At 67.7% G+C, this 19,678-nt stretch carries 16 protein-coding genes and 1 pseudogene; 5 read left to right on the plus strand and 12 right to left on the minus strand.

What is annotated here, in order from left to right; genetic code table 11:
• From ABZW16_RS36710 to ABZW16_RS36735, 6 genes are all read right to left on the minus strand, one after another.
• Nucleotides 1-881: amidohydrolase family protein (locus tag ABZW16_RS36710; RefSeq protein ID WP_354960735.1), on the minus strand; the 881-nt coding region annotated here is incomplete at its 3' end.
• Between the two features lie 10 nt (nt 882-891).
• Entirely contained in the window at nt 892-3,027 is a 2,136-nt protein-coding gene (locus ABZW16_RS36715) for an acetate--CoA ligase family protein (RefSeq protein WP_354960736.1), read from the minus strand.
• Complete coding sequence (locus ABZW16_RS36720; protein WP_354960737.1) at nt 3,027-3,806, minus strand: enoyl-CoA hydratase/isomerase family protein; 780 nt, start codon at nt 3,804-3,806, stop codon at nt 3,027-3,029. The genes ABZW16_RS36715 and ABZW16_RS36720 overlap by 1 nt, the downstream gene beginning before the upstream one ends.
• 11 nt (nt 3,807-3,817) lie before the next feature.
• The gene (locus tag ABZW16_RS36725; RefSeq protein ID WP_354960738.1) at nt 3,818-4,888 is read right to left on the minus strand and encodes an acyl-CoA dehydrogenase family protein; all 1,071 of its coding nucleotides are present in this window, start codon (nt 4,886-4,888) and stop codon (nt 3,818-3,820) included.
• Nucleotides 4,885-5,997: an acyl-CoA dehydrogenase family protein gene (locus ABZW16_RS36730; RefSeq protein WP_354960739.1), complete on the minus strand. Its 1,113-nt coding sequence runs from the start codon at nt 5,995-5,997 to the stop codon at nt 4,885-4,887. The genes ABZW16_RS36725 and ABZW16_RS36730 overlap by 4 nt, the downstream gene beginning before the upstream one ends.
• A complete protein-coding gene (locus ABZW16_RS36735) occupies nt 5,994-6,632 on the minus strand; it encodes a 4-hydroxy-4-methyl-2-oxoglutarate aldolase (protein ID WP_354960740.1) in 639 nt (212 codons plus the stop codon). The genes ABZW16_RS36730 and ABZW16_RS36735 overlap by 4 nt, the downstream gene beginning before the upstream one ends.
• Nucleotides 6,633-6,727: 95 nt before the next feature.
• Here ABZW16_RS36735 and ABZW16_RS36740 point away from each other — a divergent pair, with 95 nt between their 5' ends.
• Complete coding sequence (locus ABZW16_RS36740) at nt 6,728-8,923, plus strand: CoA transferase (protein WP_354960741.1); 2,196 nt, start codon at nt 6,728-6,730, stop codon at nt 8,921-8,923.
• 198 nt (nt 8,924-9,121) lie between these two features.
• Here the strand turns inward: ABZW16_RS36740 and ABZW16_RS36745 are convergent, their stop codons facing one another.
• The 6 genes from ABZW16_RS36745 to ABZW16_RS36770 form a co-directional block, all read right to left on the minus strand.
• Nucleotides 9,122-9,751, minus strand: coding sequence for a GntR family transcriptional regulator (locus ABZW16_RS36745; RefSeq protein ID WP_354960742.1), 630 nt, complete (start codon nt 9,749-9,751; stop codon nt 9,122-9,124).
• Between the two features lie 35 nt (nt 9,752-9,786).
• On the minus strand, nt 9,787-11,121 hold the full coding sequence (locus tag ABZW16_RS36750; RefSeq protein ID WP_354960744.1) for an FAD-dependent oxidoreductase: 1,335 nt from the start codon (nt 11,119-11,121) through the stop codon (nt 9,787-9,789).
• Nucleotides 11,108-11,419, minus strand: a complete 312-nt coding sequence (gene fdxA, locus ABZW16_RS36755; RefSeq protein ID WP_354960745.1) for a ferredoxin — start codon at nt 11,417-11,419, stop codon at nt 11,108-11,110. The genes ABZW16_RS36750 and fdxA overlap by 14 nt, the downstream gene beginning before the upstream one ends.
• A 4-nt stretch (nt 11,420-11,423) precedes the next feature.
• Complete coding sequence (locus tag ABZW16_RS36760; RefSeq protein ID WP_354960747.1) at nt 11,424-11,714, minus strand: hypothetical protein; 291 nt, start codon at nt 11,712-11,714, stop codon at nt 11,424-11,426.
• Nucleotides 11,711-13,012, minus strand: coding sequence for a Rieske 2Fe-2S domain-containing protein (locus ABZW16_RS36765; RefSeq protein ID WP_354960748.1), 1,302 nt, complete (start codon nt 13,010-13,012; stop codon nt 11,711-11,713). Before ABZW16_RS36765 ends, ABZW16_RS36760 begins: the two co-directional genes overlap by 4 nt.
• A 75-nt stretch (nt 13,013-13,087) precedes the next feature.
• Entirely contained in the window at nt 13,088-14,095 is a 1,008-nt protein-coding gene (locus tag ABZW16_RS36770) for a nitronate monooxygenase (protein WP_354960749.1), read from the minus strand.
• A 137-nt stretch (nt 14,096-14,232) separates the two neighbouring features.
• On the opposite strand from ABZW16_RS36770, the gene ABZW16_RS36775 reads away from it, so the two are divergent.
• The 4 genes and pseudogenes from ABZW16_RS36775 to ABZW16_RS36790 all read left to right on the plus strand — a co-directional run bounded on the left by ABZW16_RS36775 (nt 14,233) and on the right by ABZW16_RS36790 (nt 19,215).
• Complete coding sequence (locus tag ABZW16_RS36775) at nt 14,233-15,405, plus strand: acyl-CoA dehydrogenase family protein (RefSeq protein ID WP_354960750.1); 1,173 nt, start codon at nt 14,233-14,235, stop codon at nt 15,403-15,405.
• Between the two features lie 28 nt (nt 15,406-15,433).
• Nucleotides 15,434-15,806: pseudogene (locus ABZW16_RS36780) on the plus strand (biotin carboxylase N-terminal domain-containing protein); the annotation flags it as partial.
• Nucleotides 15,807-16,810: 1,004 nt separating this feature from the next.
• Nucleotides 16,811-18,037 (plus strand): cytochrome P450, encoded by a 1,227-nt coding sequence (locus ABZW16_RS36785; RefSeq protein WP_354960751.1) that lies wholly within the window; start codon nt 16,811-16,813, stop codon nt 18,035-18,037.
• Entirely contained in the window at nt 18,034-19,215 is a 1,182-nt protein-coding gene (locus ABZW16_RS36790) for an epoxide hydrolase family protein (protein WP_354960752.1), read from the plus strand. The genes ABZW16_RS36785 and ABZW16_RS36790 overlap by 4 nt, the downstream gene beginning before the upstream one ends.
• Nucleotides 19,216-19,678 lie beyond the last annotated feature (463 nt).

Raw genomic sequence — 19,678 nt, forward strand, 5'->3', positions numbered from 1 at the left:
CCGGAGAAGGTCGCGACGATCTTGGTCTGATTCGCGGTGGTGCTGTGGTAGATCGCGGACGGATCGGGCCCGATGTAGCCGTCCAGGCGCTGCGACGTATAGATCGTGGTGTCGTAGTAGAAGTGACGCAGCAGCTGGCGCATCTCATGCAGGGACTCATCGATGCCGCCCCAGCCCTTGTGCTTGCCGGTGTGGGCCGCCCACCTACCCAACTGGTACGGCACCGAGCCGCCACCGTGGGGCACCACGATCTTGAGGGTTGGGAAGTCCTGGAACACCGTGCCGCGGGTCATCGACAGGATCGCCAGCGACTCCTCGCTGATGAAGTGCTCGCTGAAGTTCTCGCGGCCGTAACAGCCCGCGCAGTGCAGGAGCGCCGGTACGTCGTACTCCACGAGCTTCTCGTAGAGCGGGTACCAGTACTCGGAGTCCATCGTCGGCGTGAGGCCGTTACCCTCGCCCGGGTCCGGGTTGAGGAGCACCCCGACGAAGCCGAGGTCGTCGATGCACCGCGACAGCTCCTCGAACACCACCGACACCGGCTCACCCGCCTGCTGCGGGAGCGCGGCGACCCCCTTGATGCGGTCGGGGCGCGCCTGGGCCTGGATGTGGACGGCGTCGTTGTTGTTCTGCACCCACCACTCGACGAGCTTGCCGGGCTTGTGCGAGTGCTTGAGCGTGTACGGGCGCGCCGAGGTGAGCTGTACGTCGGTCCCCACCTCGTCCATCAGGGCGATCTGCTTGTCGGCCCACTCGATGAGCTCGTCCGGCGTGCAGTGCATCGGGGTGCGGCCGCTGTAGGGGCCGGCTGCCTCCATCATCGTCCAGGCAGCCTGGAACGACGGCGGTGCCACCAGGTGCGCGTGCGAGTCGATGATCATCAGATCTCCTTCAGTGGGTGGTTGGTTCATTGGCCTGCGCGCTGCGCAGGCAGACGAGATCGAGCGCGGTCACGCCGTTGGGACCCACCCGCAACGGGTTGATCTCGATCTCCCGGAGCGCGGGGTCCTGGGCGGCGAGCCAGGTCAGTTCCGAGATCGCCGTGGCAAGGCCGTCGACGTCGGCGGGAGTGGCGCCTCGGAACCCGTCGAGGAGCGGCCAGCTGCGCAGCTTGCGGAGCAGCGCGACCACATCGGCGGCTTCGATCGGGGCCAGGGCGGAGGCGATATCACCGAACAGTTCGGTGGCAACGCCGCCCGCGCCGACGGTCACGACCGGGCGGTAGCCGTCATCGCCGGCCCGGACGGCCACGATAAGGTCGACGCCGACGTCGGCCATCTCCTGCACCAGAACGCCCTCGACGGTCGCGTCCGGGACCTGCGCGGCCACGGCCGCACGGACCTCGTCCACGGACTCGGCGAGGCCGGCGCGCGTCACCCCCAGGCGGACTCCGCCGACGTCGGTCTTGTGGAGGACGTCCGGCGACTGGATCTTCACGACGTACGGCGGCGTCATCTGCCGTGCGAGCTCGAGATCGGCCTTGCCCGTGACCAGCACAGAGGCCGGTACGGCAATGCCGGCTGCTTCCAGCAGGTGCCTGCCGCGGTGCTCGGTTACGACGGACAAGTCGGCCAGTTCCTGCCAGACCGCAGTCCGCGGACGTGCGTCGAGGGGCACGAGACCCCCGGTCCGCGCCGCCGGCACGTGGAGCCGGCGGTGCAGGGGACGGACCGCGTCGGGGACCGAGTGGTACACCCGGATGCCGGCGGCTTCCAGCACCTCCCGAGCCGCACTTACCCTCGCGGCCGGGGCCAGCCACGCGATCTGGCACGGCTTGGTCGTGCCTGCCATCTCGCGGACGATCCCCTCAGCGACGACCCGGGCTGTCTCCCCGCTCAGGTTGGTGACGACGATGAGCACCGCATCGATCTCATCGTCCGCGGCCACGGTCGCGGCCACCGCGCCGAAGCGCGCGAGGTCGCCGGTGAATAGCTGAGCGGTCACGTCGACCGGGTTCGCCACGGCGCCGTACGCCGGCACAACCGCTGCGAGCCGCTCGCGGGTCGCCTCGGAGAGCACAGGCACGTCGATGTCGTACTTCGCCAGGTGGTCCGATGCCAGACCGCCGGCACCACCCGACGTGGTGATGATCCCGACCCGGCGGCCGGCGACGACCGGGGCGCTCAGCGCCTCGACGAGGTCAAGGGCCGCGTCGATGTCGTCGACGACAACGATGCCGGCCGCCGCGGCGGTGCGGACGAACGCCTCGTCGTCACGCACCATGGCACCGGTGTGGGACGCGGCGGCCCGCTGGCCCGCACTCGATCGCCCAGACCGGAGGCATACCACTCTCTTTCCAGAGAATCGCACGGCCTCGGCCAGCGCGGTCCAGGCGCGGCCGTCCGGGACGGCCTCGAGGTGCACGATCACCGTGCTGATCGACGGATTGTCCAGCAGCCGCCGCGCCGCATCGGTCGCGCTCAGTCCCGCCTCGTTACCGGTGCTGAACCAGGAGGCAATCCCGATGCCGCGCTCACGGGCGAAGCCGAGGACGGCACCACCGAGGGCACCACTCTGTCCGACGTACGCGATCGAAGCACCTTCGGCGAGGCCGTCGTCGAGCACCGTACTGAAGCTGGCAACCACGTCCCCGGGCTGGTGGAAATAGCCCTGGCTGTTGGGTCCGAGGAGGAGCAGACCACCCTCGGACGCGATGTCCGCGATCCGCTGCTGGGCGGCGAGGCCGCCGGCACCCATCTCGGCGAATCCGGAGGAGAACACCACCGCGGCCCGGACACCCAGCGACGCGGCCTCGGCGATCACCGCCTCCGCGGCCGATGCAGGCACCAGCACGAGGGCCAAGTCGGGCACCGTCGGGGTATCGGACAGCGAGGGGTAGCAGGGAAGGTCGAAGACGGTCTCCCGGCGCGGGTTGACCGGGTAGATCTCGCCGCGGAAACCGAAGCGGCGCAGGTTGCCGAGCACCTTGGCGGGATAGCCGCCCGCGGCCTCCGAGGCGCCGACGATGGCGATGGACGCCGGGCGGAGGAATCGATCGAGGTCAGGGCCAGTGGTCGTCACTGTCATCACGCGCCGATGTACTTCCCGCTCCGGCGCTCAGTGAACGCGGCCATGGCCTCATAGTGGTCCGCCGTCGCCATCGCGATCCCCATGTGGGAGGAGATGAGGTCCAGGCTCGTGGCAAGGCTCGTATCGCGGCCCCGACGTACGGCGGACTTGATCAGCTGTATGTGGGCCGGCGGCATGGCGGCGAGCCTCCGGGCAAACGCCAGTGTCTCGTCCAGGAGGGTCTCCTCGGGGAAGAGCTTGGTCGCGAGCCCGATACGCAGGGCCTCCTCGCCGTCGACCATGTCACCGGTCATCAGCAGCTCGAGGGCCTTGGCCTCGCCGACGATGCGGGGCAGGTAGTGGGCACCGCCGTCGCCGGGCACCAAGCCGACCTTGATGTAGCCCTCGCTGAAGCGCGCGCGAGGAGATACGAAACGCATGTCGCACATCAGGGCCATATCCATCCCCGCCCCGACAGCGACACCACCGACGGCGGCGATGAGCGGCTTGTCGAGCTCCTCGACGAGCCGGGCGATGGGGTGCACCCGACGGGTGAGCATGTACTTGTGCGCCAGCGGCGTGTCCGCGATCGTCTGCAGCTCGGCGAGCTCGACACCCGAGCAGAACGAGCCACCGGCACCGGCGAGCACCAGCGCCCGGACATTGTCATCGTCGATCGCCGAGCGCAGCGCGGCCCGCCAGTCGTCGAGCATCGCGAAGGTGAACGCGTTCCTCATCTCCGGCCGGTTGAGCCGGATGAGGCCCACGTGGTCCGCAACCGTGTATTCCAGATCCATCGTCGAGCTCCTCATCGATCGGCCAATTGAGCCCAGGCGTCGCGGCCCTGATCGGCCAGGAGGGCCTCGGCCGCTTGGGCAAGCCAGCGTCGCTGGCCACCGGCTTCCTCGCGCCAGGACCACATGCGTGTCGTGCTGCGGTAGAGCGGGTGCTCCGTCGTGAAACCCATCGCCCCCAGCAACTGGTGGCTGTGCGCGGCCACCTCACCGACCGCGTCGTACGCCGTCGCGACCGCGAGCACGGCGCGCAACCGTGCTGCCCGCAGGTCGGCTTCGTTGCCATCCGGGCGGTCGATCGAGGCGATCGACTCGACAGCGAGATCGGCAGCGGCATCCAGCAGCCTCGTCGACGATGCAATGGTGGCTGCTCGCCCCTGGACGACCTGGAACCGAGCGAGCGGTCGCCCGAACTGTTCCCGGGTGCGCACGTGGTCGAGCACCAGGTCGGCCGCCCTGGCTGCCGCACCCGTGATCTGGACGAGGCGCGCCACAGCGACCCGTAGGTCGAAGTCGTCGCGGGTCACCGGCACCGCGACGAGTTCGGCGTCGAGGACCTCGACGTCCAGGCAGACGTCGTCGAGCGGGAGGCCAGCCAGGTCTGCTCCGGGCACCAGGGTGACGTTGTCGGTGGTCAATCGAACGAGAGCGGCGCCCGCCTCGTTCGGTACGGCGACCACCAGCAGGTCGGCGCAGCGTGCGCCCGCCACGGCTCGGACGGTTCCGCGGATACGGGTCGTTCCCCCCGAGCTGGCCACCTCCACGTCAGCGCCCACCCACAGCGCTACTGCAGGGCACTCCGGCACCGGCAGGCCGGCTCGAGCCAGCAGCCAGGAGCCTCCCCATGCGGACTCGGCCACCGGGGCCGGCGCGCAACGGTAGGCAACGGCGCGGAGGACGGCGGCTGCCTGCACGACGTCACCACCACTGCCGCCCAGCTCCTCGGGTAGCCCGACGGCGGTCATTCCGAGCTCGGCCAGGGCCGCCCAGGCTTCCTCCGGCGTTACCTCGTCGCCGGCGGCCGCCAAAACCTCGTCGACCGTGCGGCCCAGGACGAGCAGCTCCTCCTGTTCTTCCGGTGTCATCGCAGACCGACTCCTTTCGCGACAATGCCTCGCAAGATGTCACTGGCGCCACCCCGGATCGTGAACGTCGGGGCGTGCGTGATGGCGTAGGCCAGGTGGTCCGCAAGGCTCCGCTCCGCGGTGAAGGACGGCTGACAGCCGGCGAGCCGGGACACCACCGAAACGACCTGCTGCTCGAAGTCACCGCCGAGCGCCTTGACCATCGCGGCGTCGGTGTCGGGCACCTGGCCGCGGTCGAGCTGTTGCGCAATCCCGAAAGACATGTGCCGCAGCACCGCGAGCCGGGCCATCAACCCGGCGAACTCCTCACGTGACCGCTGGTCGGAGGCCTCGATCGTGCGCCCCCACGCAAGCAGCAGCGGCACGGTGCTCTCGATCCGCTCGGGACCGCTCCGCTCGTAGGCCAGCTCGGCAGTCACCTGGCTCCACCCGGCACCTTCGGCACCGAGCAGCGCCTCCGGCGCAAGCAGTACGTCATCGAATATCAGCTCGTTGAAGTGCGCCTTGCCATCGATCGTGCGGATCGGCCGCACGGTCACGCCCGGGGTATCCATGTCCACGAGGAACTGGCTCATGCCGGCATGCCGGCTGTCGCCGACGGGCTCGGTGCGCGCAAGGACCAGCACCGCGTGTGCGATCTGGGCGTGCGAGGTCCACAGCTTCGCCCCGGACAGCCGCCAGCCAGCGCCGTCACGAACGGCGCGGGTCTTGATCGCGGCGAGGTCGGAACCCGCCTCGGACTCGCTCATCCCGAGGGCGAAGAACAGCTCGCCACTGGCGATGCCCGGCAGATACTTCTGCTTCTGCGCCTCGGTGCCGTGCCGCAGCAGGCTCGGCGCGATCTGCCGGTCGCCGATCCAGTGCGCCGCGACCGGGGCGCCGGCGGCGAGCAGCTCGTCGGTGACGACCCAGCGACGCAGGGCGCTCTCCCCGCGGCCGCCGTACTCTTTCGGCACCGCCATGCCCACCCACCCGCGATCCGCGAGCTCGCGACTGAAGTCGGGGTCGATGCCCTGGACCCAATTGTCGACCGCGGGCCGGAAGCGGCCTGCGCTCAGCGCCTCGTCCAGGAACTGCCGCACCTCGGCACGCCATTCGTCACTGTTCACGACGTGACCTCCGGCAGGCCGTAGATCGCCATGGTGCTCTCACCGGCACGGAGCCGGTCCATGTACGCCGCCTCGTCCGCCTCACGGCGGTGCGACGCGGCGACCACCTCGGCGACACGCTCGGCCGGAATGACCACGACGCCATCCGCGTCGCCGACGACCAGGTCACCCGCGTGGACCGTCACCTCACCGATCGCGACCGGCTCGCCCAAACTGCCGGCACCCCGCGGGTCCTTGCCGGTGCCGCGAAGGGTCACCGCAGCGCTGAATACGGGGAAGTTCATCGCCGCGAGCTGGGTCGCGTCGCGGACGCCGCCGTTGATGACGAGACCGCGCAGTCCGCGTGCAACAGCGGCGACGGCCAGGACCTCTCCCCAATATCCGTAGTCGACACCGTCGCCGACGTTCACCACCAGGATCGATCCGGCCGGCGCCGCGTACACGGCGCGGTGGATCCAAAGGTTGTGCCCCGGCGTGCACGCGACCGGGTACGCCGGACCACGAAGCTCGAAGTCCGGGTGAACCGGGCGAATCACTGCCGGCAGCGCACCGACCCGCCCCGCTGCCTCATGCAACGTGGCGCTCGACAATCCAGCACTCCGGACTCCGACGTCGGTGCCCTCCTGGCCCGTCATCGCCTCTCCTCTCGGCTCATGTGATCTATAAGTTATAACCTACATGTCATTGTTTGTCATTGCATAGGGTGCAATTGGATGAGAAGGATCGACATATGACGCTCAGAAGCGCCGAGAAACTCACTGTGCTCGACGCCGGGGACGACCTCGCCACGACTGTGGCGGCCGCGTTGATGCGCCGACTCGGCGCCACCGTCATCCGGGTCGGTCAGCCGACCAGGATCAAGGAAAGCTACCCGTACGTCGACAGCTGGGAGCCGTGGGAGTCGACCGCGACCCGCGACGAGCTCCCGATGCTCCTCCGGACCTCCGACGTCGTCCTGCTCGGCGGGGTGGCCGATCCCGACGTGGCCCCGCCCTGGTCGGCCAACGACCTCCGCTCACTCCACCCGCACCTCGTGGTCGTGGAAATCACCGGCTGGCCAGGCGACCCAGGCTTCCCGGCGGTCGAGCTCCTCGTCCAGGCCCGTTCAGGGATCGCCTCGGAGCAGCACGCAGACCGCGCGTTCTTCTATGGCCAGCAGCCGGCGACGTACGGCGCCGCGTTGCTCGCGCTCTGTGGCACCTGGGCCGCGCTCCTACAACGACGCACCACCGGAAGAGGGCAACTGGTCGGCACGACCCTGTTCCAGGGGCTCGCACTGATCTTCCCCTCGCTGTGGATGGACGCCGAACGACCAGCACCGAAGTTCGATCTGTACCAGCCACGCGGCGTCCAACAACTCGTATTCCCGTGCGCAGACGGCGAATGGATTCAGCTGGTCTTGGGAGTACGCGGTGCGCTCGCCCGCCTGTACTCCGCCCTCGGGATCGACGAGGAGGTCGACCCCAACCACTCCGGAGCGCCCAACCCGAACGGTGGGCTGCGCAACTACTACGCGCCCTACGACGTCATCGCACCGGCCATCGCCCGCCACGACCGCGCTGAAGTGGCGCGGATCCTGGCGGCCGCTGGGGTCGGCGTCGAGTTCGTCAACAATCCCGGCGATGCCTGGGATGACGAGCAGGTGAGGGCCAGCGGGATCCTCGAGAGCGACGGACAGGGGGGCCGCCGGGTCGGCGTACCGCTGAGCGTCGTTGCGGCCTCGGACCCGATTGAGCCCTCCTGGCAGGCCTCGTCCGACGAGGGGCAACCGCTGAAGGGGCTGCGGGTCGTCGACTTCGGGACCTTCGTCGCCGGGCCGATGAGCACCCGTATCCTGCGCGATCTCGGTGCCGATGTCGTCTGGGTCGAACCGGTCGAGAACCCCCGCCCGGTGACGACGTACCGGAGCATTCTGGTCTCGAACCGTGGCAAGCGCGGCATCCGAGTCGACCTGAAGTCCGAGGCCGGCCTCTCCGTCGTACGCCGCCTTATCGGTCGTTCGCACGTAGCAGCCCACAACTTTCGCGTCGGCGTCGCCGACCGGCTGGGCATCTCACCGGCCGATCTACGGGTCGCCAATCCCGGCCTTGTCAGCCTGCAGACCAGCGGCTATGGCCAGCACGGCCCTCGCGCCGCCGCCACCGGGTTCGACTTCATCTTCCAGTCGCTCGCCGGGCTCGCCCGACGCGCCAGCGGCCCGATCGGCATGCCGGAACTGTGCCGCTCGAACATCGTCGACTTCGCCACCGCAGGCATGGGCGCGCTCGCCGTCCTCATCGCGCTCGAGGAGCAGGCCGAGACGGGGCGGGCGATGGAGGCCGAGGTTGATCTGCTCCGTACCTCGCTGTTCCTCCTAGCCGATGTCCTGGAGGACGCCGACGGTCAGCGCCACTCCGGCATCGTTGTCGATGACACCCAGACGGGCTTCCACCCGTGGGAGCGCTTCTGGCGGACGGCCGACGGCTGGATTGCCGTTGCTGCCCGCACCGAAGCCGCCGGAGCGGCCGTCCTCGACGAGCTCGCAGTGTCGCCGCAAGCGAACCGGGCCGCCTGGGACGCGGAGGTGGTGGCCGCCGTCGCGGACGCCGTATCCCGCCGCGCCACCGACGACCTGGTCACACGGCTTGACGGGCGCGGAGTGTGGTCGGTGCGCGTTGCAGCAGACGGATGGCCGATCGTTCGCACCGACGCCGGGGCACGTGCGTGCGGCGTGGTGACTACCGCCGACGACCCGCGCTACGGCGTTGTCACCGGCTGGTTCGGCACGTTGGTGAACGTCGGCGCAGCTGCGACCCCGAGCCAGGCGTCCGCGCCGACCCCCGGCCAGTTCACCGAGGAGGTGCTGCGCGAAATCGGCTACGACGGCGAGGACATCGCAGCGCTGATCGAGGCACGGGCGGTCGCCCTCGACGACACGAACTGGTGAGCCGTCGCTTGTCGAGCCGCGAGACGAAAGAACCGCGCAGCTCGACAAGCGAGGTCTTGACCAGCGGTACGAGGCGCATCGCCTGGACCGCAACAACAAAAGCGTGCCGTCCTCGACACGTGTCGAGGACGGCACGCTTTGTGCTCGGGCCCGGAGTTCAGACGCCTCCCGCAGCAGGATCGGGAGGTAGCGGCCCGCTCACCCATCGAGTCGCGCGACGAGCGCGTCGCGCGACTCGACAAGCGAGGCCTTGAGCAACCGTGCAACCGTCGCCGAGTCAGCCGCGACGAATGCATTGACGACGTCACGGTAGTGCTCCAGCCGGAGTTCGGACGCCTCTTTCAGGAGGATCGCGATGTAGCGGCCCGACCGGTCCCACAGCGTGTCCAGCAGATCGGTCAGCGGCTGGTTGTCCGCGGCGGCGTACATCAAGCGGTGCACCGCCTTGTGTTGGGCCACCATCTCGGGAATGGTGGCGCCAGGACGGAACTCACGCAAGCCAACCACCTGGTCACGAATCTCCTGGCTCGCCCGCGCCGCGCCGATCTTTGCGGCGTACGGGTCCAGCTGCAGGCGAATGTCGTAGGTGTCTCGAATTTCCTTCTTGGTCAGCGGTGGAACCCGCATCTCGCGGTGGGCGATCTGGGTCAGCAAGCCCTCCGCCTCGAGCCGGCGGAGGGCCTCACGCAGAGGCGTGGTCGAGAGCCCGAGCTCGAGCGTGATGCGCTCCTGGTCGAGTGCCGATCCAGGCGGCAGGCTGCCATCCAGGATCTGGCCCCGTAGCCATGCGTATGCCGCATCTGTCTTAGTCGCCCATGTCGCCACCACGGATACATCTTATAGGAACGGACGGGATCGCCGGGTCATGACCGGGCGTCGCCGCGAGTAGCGCCGGCCGACGCCAATAGCTGATCCCAGGTCGCCACCTTCACCCGGGCAGCGCCGCGGGCAGCGCCCCCGGCGATCTCCGCACGGTCGATCCCGAGCCAGCCGTCCCACAGGACCGCACTTCCGAACTCGTCCTCGCCGAATGGGCGCGTCACAGCATGCGGCACTGTGTCCACGGCGGCCTCGAGATCCGCCACGACCGTTGCGACAGTGTTGATGGCATCGGCCTTGTTCGTCCCGATGACACCGGACGGCCCCCGTTTGATCCAGCCCACGACGTACTCGCCGCTGAGGCCGGGGCTCGGCGGTTGAACCCGCCCGTCGAGGTGTGGAATGACGCCGCGCCCCGCATCGAAGTCGACGTCGACCATCGCGCGGCCGAAGCTTCCGATCGCCGTGACGACCAGATCGACCGGAATCACCTGGTCACCGCCGGCGGACCCGAAGGTGATGGCCTCGACGCCCCTGGTGCCGTTCACCCGCTCGGGCCGGAGCCCGAAGTGGAAGTGCACCGTCCGCGACTTCCGCCTACCCGACTCCCGCTCCGCCCACTGACGGAACAGGTCGATGATCGTGGCCTGCGCGCCCATCACTCCCTCGGAGTCGAGCGAGTATTCGCCAGCATGCACGACGACGTCGGCGTTCTCGAGCTCGCCCATCTCCGCGAGCTCCTTGTACGTGAACTTCACATCGGCAGGACCACGACGGCACACGATGTGGATATCGGTGAGGGCACTGCGCTCCAGCGCCTCGATGACGTCCCCGGGCACATCCGTGGGAAGCAGCTCATGAGCCGACTTTGCCAGCAGGCGGGCCACATCGAGGGCGACGTTGCCGGCACCGATCACGACAGCTGAACGTGCCGCCGACAGATCCGGCGGCGCCGCCGCGTCAGGGTGCCCGCTGTACCAGGCCACCAGGTCGGTGGCCGGCTGTACGCCGATGAGGTCCTCCCCGGGGACGCCGAGTCGCCGGTGCCCCGGAGCACCCACGGCATAGATCACGGCGTCGTACCGGGCACGCAACTCCTCCACCCGGATGTCCCGCCCGACCTCGACGTTGCCGAAGAAGCGCACGTTCGAATGCGCAAAGACCCGCTCGAGGGCCCTAGCCAGGGACTTCATCTTCATGTGGTCCGGCGCGACGCCGTAGCGCAGCAGCCCGTAGGGCGTGGGCAGCCGATCGATGACATCGACCGACCACCCGAGCCGGGTCGCCATGTCCTCGGCCGCATAGACACCGCTGGGCCCCGCGCCGATGACGGCCACGTGACGGCCGACGTCAGCAGCCCCCTCCTCAGACGGTGTCATGGCCATCCGGGATCACGTCCCAGGTCTGCGGCCCCACGCGCTTGGCTCCGCCCGGTGTACCGAGCTCGGCGAAGAAGGCCCGGTTGGCCTCCACGTGGGCCTCCTGACCCGCGGGGATCGTCGCATCGTAGAAGATCGCGTTCATCGGGCATGCCGACTCGCATGCTCCGCAGTCGATGCACTCGTCGGGGTTGATATAGAGCTTGCGACCACCCTCGTAGATGCAGTCGACCGGACAGAAACCGATGCAGCTGCGGTCCTTCACGTCCACGCAGCCATCGCCGATCACAAACGGCATTTCTTCATCCTTCTTTCGTTAGTTCCGTGGTGACGTCGTCGTCGTGCAACGCATCGTCCACTTGGACCCGCTTGCCGAGCAGCGCCATGTCGCGGCCGGCCTGGATCTCGAAGCGCTTGACGTAGCGGAGGAGCCGGTGCGCCTCGGGGCTGATCTTGAGTACCTCCGGCTCCCGACCCGCCCGCCGCTCGACCATCACCGATTCCCGCGCCTTGTCGACCATGATCCCGATCGACACCCGGCTGAGCGGGTCCCACGGATCGATTCCCGGGTCCGGGATGCTGGGCAGCGTCATGACGCCGAGCCAGCCTCGCTCGCGAGGACGCTCCACCAGTCCTCGGAGAGCGGGATAATGCCCTCGCCGCCGCGGAGTACGGGGTACGGCACCGGCTCACCCAGCCCGGCAGGCGCCTCGCCCACGGCGAGGGCACGCAGGGACTCCAGAAGCAAGCGACGCAGCCGGATGACGGCGACGTCGCTCATGCCGAGGTGCTCACGGGTCCGGTCGTAGATCGGACCCATGCTCTCCTGCACCACGAAGTCCTCGTTGTTGATACCCCGCAGGCCCGAGAAGCTCATGCCGTTCTTCATGGCCTCGCGGTCCTGCAGCCAGACATTCTCGGCCGACGGCAGGACCCGGTCGGTCTCGCGGCCGTGCTGCTGGCTATCGGTGTCGACGCCGGCGAACTCCAGCATCTTCGGCCGGTCCTCCTCGGGGATGGCCACGCCGTCGGTCTTGTACTGGATGTAGAAGAACATGCAGTTGTGGTCGTCGATCGGAACGAACGCCTGGTGGTGCGCCCAGTGCCCGGCAGCGCCCGGGAAGTTGGAATGGAATGGCATCACGAACTCGGTCGCACGGATGTACTTCGAGCCCTGGTCACCGGGCACCGGTCGGATGGCGCCGTACCGGAATCCGTATGACGTCGTCTGTGCCTCTAGCCTCGGCGCCTGTGGGGTCAGGTTGGCGAGCAGTTCGCCGCCGGAGCCCGGGCCGTCGGAGGCGTGCGTGAGCCAGTCCGGACGTGTGATGTTGGTGTGCAGCCAGTTGAGGTGAGCGGAGTCGACGGCACCCTCGAGGCACTGGAGCCAGTTGCAGTACTCCACGCCCTTGATGATCATCACCTGGTCATCGGGCAGCTCGGTGAAGTCGAACGCGGGCTTCTCCGGCTCGTACTCCTTGGGGCCGAGGTAGGCCCACACCAGGCCGCCAGCCTCCCAGACAGGATAGGCGTTGGCGCGAATGCGATCGCGGAAGGTGCTGCCCTCGGGCTCGCTGGGCGTCTCGACGATCTCACCGTCGGCTGCGATGCGCCAGCCGTGGTACAGGCACTGAAGCGCACAGTTCTCGTTGCGCGCGAGCGCGAGTGACGCACCCCGGTGCGGGCAGTACTCGTCGAGCACGCCGACCTCTCCACGCGTGTTACGAAACGCGACGAGGTTGCGCCCCAGGATGCGGACGCGCTGCGGCGCACCATCGACCTCGAGCTCCTGGCCCCGGGTGACCGGGAGCCAGTAACGCTCCATCAGGCACGCCATGACGGCATCGCCCTCGACCTGGGTGACGGCGAGGTTCTCTTCCTCGGTCAGCATCTACTCTGCCTCTCTGCCCAGCGGATCGTCCGCCTGCGATCATTGGTGTGGGTCCGGTTGCGCGGAACCGGAAAGTCAGGAGACCGCAAGGAGTCCCGCGACGGCCTGCACGCGCTTTCGGGCCTCGGACACGATCTCCCCCACGATGGCCGCCACCGGCAGCCGCTCGCCGATGAAGCCGCCGACCATGCCGGCCGCAGTCAGCCCGTTGGCGACATCGCCGTCACGCTGGGCCATGAAGGCGTGCTCGGCCTTCCAGTTCGTCAGCTCCTCCTCCGACATGGTTCCGTTCGAGAGGAGCTCGGTAAGCTCGCCGACCGCCTTGCCGTCGAGGTAACGGCACGGCCCGTACACACCCGGCATAACGATCGACTCCGCAATGTCGGCGGCGAGGATCCGCTCGATGTAGTTGTCGTGCCAGTCGTTCTCGAGCGAAGCCAGGAATCGGGTGCCCATGGCGATGCCCGCGGCACCCATGCCGAGGGCTCCGGCGAGCCCGATGCCGTCCTTGAAGCCACCCGAGGCCAGAACGGGCACGTCGACCCTCCGCAGGACCTCGGGGACCAGGACGGTCGTCGTGATCGGCGTCTTGAGGGTGTGACCACCCATCTCGAAGCCCGACGCGATGATCACATCGACACCGTTCTCGACCGCCTTCTCGGCGTGCCGCGGGTGGCCGATCTTCTGCTGCGAGATCAGACCCGCATCGTGAATGCGAGCGACCAGCTCCTTGCTCGGCAAGCCGGCCGAGCTGGTGAAGACCTTCACCTGCTCTCCGGCGACGGGATCGCTCTTCTTGATGTCGAGAATGACGTCGATCATCAGCTTCGCCGCGGGACGCTCCTCGCCGCCCGCCGTCGTACCGACCGGGCAGTTCACCGCGAGCGGGCCGTCGGTCAGGTTCAGCGCCTGTTCGAACTGGGTCCGCATCGCACGCTCGAGGTCGGCAAGATCGCCGGTCAGACCAGGTGTGCTCAGGCTGCCGAGGCCGCCCGCGTTGGTGACGGCCGCAGCCAAGCGGCCGGTGCCCAGAGCGCCGCCCCCCATCCCGTCCTGAAGGACGGGATGGGTCACGCCGACCAATCGGGTCCACGTAGTAGCGAAGGCCGGGGACTGCTCATCCATCGGGAGACTCCTTGCACTCTTTCCTGCGGGACGGCCTCTGATCAGCATCCGCAGGGCGCTTGTATTACATATCTTATAACGAGTACGGTAGCAGCGTGACCCAGCACACCACAAGCAAAAGTCGAACCCCACTCCACCGACGGACCTTCTTCTCCGGGGATGAGGAGGAGTACCGCCAGCTGGTCCGGGACTTCATGACCAGGGAGGTCGACCGGAACCTGGACAAGTACGCCTCCGGCGAGCTCAGCATCAAGGAGCTGCACCGTCGCGCCGCCGCCACGGGAGTCGTCGCCACCGGCGTACCTGAGGAGTACGGCGGCATGGGCCAGGGACCGCTGATGAACTTCATCCTCAGCCACGAGCTCAGCCGCACCCCCGGCTTCGGAACCCTCGGGCCGGTCATGACGACCGACAACGTCACCCAGCTGATCTTCGAGGTGGCCTCCGAGCGCATCAAACAGCATGTGGCACCGCTCATCCTCGACGGCGCGATCCAGTCACTCGGACTCACCGAGCCCGACGCCGGCACCAACTCCCAGGCCATCCGGACGACGGCGCGCCGCGACGGTGACGAATGGGTGATCAGCGGCGGTAAGACCTTCATCTCCTCGGGCAACCATGCAGACCTGGCCTACGTCGTCGCCAAGACCGACCCCACCGGCGGCAAGAGGTCGCTGAGCGCATTCCTCGTTCCCTCCGGTACGCCGGGTTTCACCCAGTCCCGCGTCGACATGATGGGAATGCCGGCCACCGGTCTGGGCGAATGGTCCTTCGACGACGTCCGGGTCCCCGACTGGCACCTGATCGGCGAGGAGGGCGAGGCCCTCAAGATGTTCTCGATGACGATGTCCAACGACCGGGTCCACTGCGCGGGCCGCGCCCTGGGCCAGGCCGAGCTTGCTCTGCAGATGACGATCGACTACACCAAGGAGCGGATCGTCGCCGGCGGTCAGCCCCTCTTCGACCTCCAGAACACCCGGATGCAGCTGGCCGAGATGTACATCCAACTCGAGGCGGTCAACGCCATGGTCGGGCAGATGGTCGACAAGGTCCGCACCAACACTTCGACGCCGTTCGAGGCCGCGGCCTGCAAGGCGTTCGCCCAGGACACCAGCGCTCGCATCCTCGATTGTTGCGTGCAGCTCTGGGGTGCGCACGGTCTGGCAGACGAACAGCCGATCTCCCGCATGTACACGAACAACCGCAGCATGCGCATCCTCGCGGGTACGTCGGAGCTGCTCAAGATCTCCGTGGCAAGCCGCCTGTAATGCCCCGGACCACCGGAATCGACACCTCATCGATGTTCCGGAAATCCTGGTGGCAAACAGCGGCGAGATCGCGATCCGAGCTTTTCCGGCCGCCTATGAGCTCGGCTCGAAGACCATTGCCGTCCAGCCGTACCAGGACCGCGGGTCCGAGCACCGCTTGAAGGCCGATGAGGCCTGAGCTCGATCATCGTCTGTACCTACCTCGACGTCGAGGCGATCGCGGTCGCCGCCGTACAAGCCGGCGCGGGCGCGATCTATCTGGGCTACGGGTTCCTGTTGCCGGAGAACCCGGCGTTGGCCGAGGCCTGTGCCCAGGAAGGCATCACCTTCGGGGCACTCGGTCGAGGTGCTGGAGCTGACCAGGGAACAAGGCCCGTGCGATCGCGGCCGCCCGCGCGGCGGCGTACCAACGCCTCAGAGCGTCGACCCATCCACCGAGCGGCGCGTTGGTCGCCACCGTGCAGGGCGTTGCCCTACCCGCTCGTCGTCAAGGCCGCCGCCGGGAAGCGGCTGTGGCATGTGCCGGGTCGGCCCGCGCCATATCGAGGTTCAGCCGACGGCACTGCCCCGAGAGCGTGATCCACCCTCTTCGAACAAGGTCATCGACCTCGAGCCCTGCGTGCAGCTCTTCGTCACCTTCGAGGCCATCTCCAACCCCGACAAACGCGGCTACCGCACCGTCCTGGCCACCCTGAAAGGCCAGCTACGGACCGTCTCGGTACGCGACCGCTCGGTTGACGCACCTATTTCTCGACCCTCTTCTGCGCGGCCGCCGTCCTTCTATCAAGGCCGATCAGCCCCCTGAGCCCCCGAAGAGCTCTCGCCTCCCTCTCCCCGCTCACCGGTGCGCCGCTCGTCGTACAACAGATAGAAGGACCCGACGACAGCCGGCGCCGCGAAGAATCACCACGAGAGGACGTAGAACAAGTGCGGGCCATTGCCCATGTTTCGGGAAGGTGCCGCCGAGCTGGCGTACTGCCTGGGCACATTCCAAGCGTCCAACGCCGGACTGTGTGAACTCCTGGCGATGAGCTTTCCGCATATGCTCGAGACCGACAACCTCACCTCCTTGGCACGTGCCCAGGCCATCGCACCTGCGGACGTGGATTGCCAGTCCTTGCCAAGGAGCGGTCGTGACACCCGGAGCCGTTGAACGTATAACTTGCGCCCCTTCGCCGGTCTCATGCTGAAGTCGAGGCGAGCACACACGGCCGGGCCGCCGCCACCGCCGATGTCGTATGAGCAGGCGCAGCATGCACTCGAGCGGGCAGGTCGGACTGCCACACCAGCCGCTATACACATGCCGACACGGTTATAGAATATTTTTCATTGACTATGAAATGCACATTCCGTAAATTCGGGGCTTCATTGAGCCCTCATGCGAAACGGAGCGTGCTGCCGCGTCATGAATACTTCGAAGTGCCCTGCCCTGGACCTGACGGCGGCCACGACGTCACCGGACCTCGCCTCGGCCTACGCCGCCGCGCGCGATCTCCACGGTGACGTCGCGCCGGGTGTGCCGCTGGGTGGTTACGACTGGTGGGCGGTGATCGGCTACGAGGCCGTGCGCCGCGCCGCGCTCGACAACGCCCACCTCACGACCTCCCATGGAGCGACCATCCCACCGCTCAAGACGGAGGTCGCGATCCCGATCGAGCTGGATCCGCCGAATCACATGAAGTACCGCCGGTGCCTTGTTCCTGAGCTGCGGCCTGATCGGGTCACGTCCTGGCGCGACCACATCCGCACCGCCGTCGACAATGTGATCGACGGCTTCATCGAGTCCGGCCAGGGCGATCTGGTCCGGATCGCCCGTCACGTCCCCCCGGCCGTGATTGCCGCGATTATGGGCGTACCCGACGACGGGCCGATGATGGTGCACCTCACCGATCAGATCAATCGCGCGGCGATGGCGGGGGACCGGGAGCAGCAGGTCGCCGCCAACCGCGACCTCATGGCTTACCTGGAGCGAGTCGTCACCGACGCCGAGGGCACTGACCGGACCGACCTGCTCTCCCAGATCGCCAATGCGACGATCGACGGATCCACCATCAGCCACGAGGAGGCAGTCGCGATGTCGATGACCGTCGTCCTTGCCGGACAGGAGACGACCGTCAACGGCATCTCCGGGATCCTGTCCATCCTCGCAACCCAGCCCGACATCAAGAGGACTCTGCTCGACCAACCCGAGCTCCTTGCGACAGCGGTCGAAGAGGCCCTTCGGCTGGAGTCTCCCATCCAGATGATGGGCCGCACGGCCACCGAGGACCACACCGTCGAAGGGTGCCCCGTAGCGGCAGGAGACAAGGTGGGCATCGTATGGGGCGCAGCGAATCTTGATCCGGCGAAGTTCGAGGAACCCGGCACCTTCCGTCTCGATCGCGGACCCATCCCGCACGTGGCGTTCGGGCATGGCGCACACCGCTGCGTGGGTGAGCACCTCGCACGGCTCGAAATGACGATCGCCACCGAGCAGGTTCTCGCACGCATCCCTGACTTCACTGTGGCCGGGCCGATCGAACGCGGCACTAGCATCGCCATCAGCCGTGGAGTCGTATCGCTGCCCGTAACCTTCACTCCGGGCGCGCGGTCGACGACAGGCGCTGAGTTGAGTGACGGAGGCCGACTATGACCACGCAGCCACGACCTCATAGCGTACGGTTCCCTGCCTCGGACGTGCAGCGACTCCGCCAGCGCCTGGCTGAGACCCGATGGGCGCCCGGCTTCGACTCCCCGGCGTGGTCGTACGGTCCCCCGCAGGAGTACGTCCGTACCCTCGTCGACTACTGGCGAACCGAGTTCGACTTCGATGCCGCCGAACGGCGCATCAACGCGGTTCCTAACTGGCTGTTGGAGATCGACGGCCTCGACATCCACTTCCTCCACGCACGTGCGGCCACCGAGTCCGCGACGCCGATCCTTGTTCTGCACGGCTGGCCAGGATCAGTGGTGGAATTCCTCGAGGCCGCCCCCCGGCTGGCAGATCCGAGCCGATACGGTGCTCCGGCCGACGAAGCGTTCCACGTCGTGGCTCCGTCACTGCAGGGATATGCGTACTCCCCATCGGCACCAGGGCCGGGCATGTCGCCGCGCGCGATGGCGATCCGTTTCGCTGTCCTGATGGAGGCGCTCGGGTACGACCGCTACCTGGTCCAGGGTGGCGACTGGGGCAGCCTAGTGGCCTCGCACCTTGCAGCAATGTATCCCGAGCGCGTCATCGGCCTGCATCTGAGCATCGCGCAGCCCTTCCCGCCCAACGACGTACCGGACCCGATGACACTCGTCGAGCCTCATGAGCTTCCGTGGGTCGAGGCCAATGCTCGCCATCTGGCGGAGGGCCTCGGCTACTACGCGATCCAGGCCACGCGGCCCGAGGCGCTGGAGTACGCGCTCACCGACTCCCCCGCCGGCTGGTGCGCCTGGGTACTCGACAAGTTCCACGCCTGGACCGACGCCGAACGCGACGGCATCCGCGACCTCCGGAATGCGTTGTCGTGGGACACCTTCCTCACCAACCTGTCGCTGTACTGGTTCACCGGATCTATCGGCTCATCCATCCGGCTGTACCGGGAACAGTCCCTGGCCACCGCGCGTGGGGAGGGAGCCGCAGGAAAGATCGCAGTGCCCACCGGGGTCACCATCTATCCTGCTGAGATCGTGAAGTCTCCGCGCGCGTGGATGGAGCGCCGCGTCCATCTGGTGCGCTGGACTACTGCCGATTCAGGGGGGCATTTCGCCGCCATGGAGCAGCCTGCCGTCTTCGCCGACGACCTTCGCGCCTTCCACCGAGCGCTCCGGTCCGGTTGCTAACTGTCGCCTGGGAGCCTCGCAGCGGTACCCGGGTCCCGTGACACATTCTCGCTCGGGTGACGGCGACGTGGGACAGCCGAGCGTTGGCGTCGTCGATCGGGTTCGGCTGTCTGTCATCGTCTTCGCCCGGCTCGTAGAAACCGTCGGCAATACAAACCGTATTCCACTCACGGCCCTTGGCCCTCTGCCCGGTGGAGACAGTCAGCTGAGCGTGGCGTTCGTCGCTGAGTTTGCCGACGGCCTCGAGAGGCGTTTTCCGGTTTCCCATGTTTTGCGTGTCCTGCCCGGGGCACGAACCCACGGCAACGGACCGACCAGGACCGTCACGCCACCGCTATTTGCCGATGACCAGCAGTTTTCGGTGTTGCAGGAGGTTGGCGTACTGGTCGATACCCCCTCCGGACACTTACCATAACCCCAACCGTGCCGGTCGACAGATTTCTAGACCCCCACGAGTGGTTTT

The organism is Nocardia sp. NPDC004604 (assembly GCF_040609795.1).
GTDB lineage: Bacteria > Actinomycetota > Actinomycetes > Mycobacteriales > Mycobacteriaceae > Nocardia.

What these genes read in the sequence shown, in the direction of transcription:
- ABZW16_RS36715 (WP_354960736.1), bottom strand. Translation starts at nt 3,027, where the DNA reads ATGACAGTGACGACCACTGGCCCTGACCTCGATCGATTCCTCCGCCCG.
- ABZW16_RS36720 (WP_354960737.1), bottom strand. Translation starts at nt 3,806, where the DNA reads ATGGATCTGGAATACACGGTTGCGGACCACGTGGGCCTCATCCGGCTC.
- ABZW16_RS36725 (WP_354960738.1), bottom strand. Translation starts at nt 4,888, where the DNA reads ATGACACCGGAAGAACAGGAGGAGCTGCTCGTCCTGGGCCGCACGGTC.
- ABZW16_RS36735 (WP_354960740.1), bottom strand. Translation starts at nt 6,632, where the DNA reads ATGACGGGCCAGGAGGGCACCGACGTCGGAGTCCGGAGTGCTGGATTG.
- ABZW16_RS36740 (WP_354960741.1), top strand. Translation starts at nt 6,728, where the DNA reads ATGACGCTCAGAAGCGCCGAGAAACTCACTGTGCTCGACGCCGGGGAC.
- ABZW16_RS36750 (WP_354960744.1), bottom strand. Translation starts at nt 11,121, where the DNA reads ATGACACCGTCTGAGGAGGGGGCTGCTGACGTCGGCCGTCACGTGGCC.
- fdxA (WP_354960745.1), bottom strand. Translation starts at nt 11,419, where the DNA reads ATGCCGTTTGTGATCGGCGATGGCTGCGTGGACGTGAAGGACCGCAGC.
- ABZW16_RS36760 (WP_354960747.1), bottom strand. Translation starts at nt 11,714, where the DNA reads ATGACGCTGCCCAGCATCCCGGACCCGGGAATCGATCCGTGGGACCCG.
- ABZW16_RS36765 (WP_354960748.1), bottom strand. Translation starts at nt 13,012, where the DNA reads ATGCTGACCGAGGAAGAGAACCTCGCCGTCACCCAGGTCGAGGGCGAT.
- ABZW16_RS36785 (WP_354960751.1), top strand. Translation starts at nt 16,811, where the DNA reads ATGAATACTTCGAAGTGCCCTGCCCTGGACCTGACGGCGGCCACGACG.
- ABZW16_RS36790 (WP_354960752.1), top strand. Translation starts at nt 18,034, where the DNA reads ATGACCACGCAGCCACGACCTCATAGCGTACGGTTCCCTGCCTCGGAC.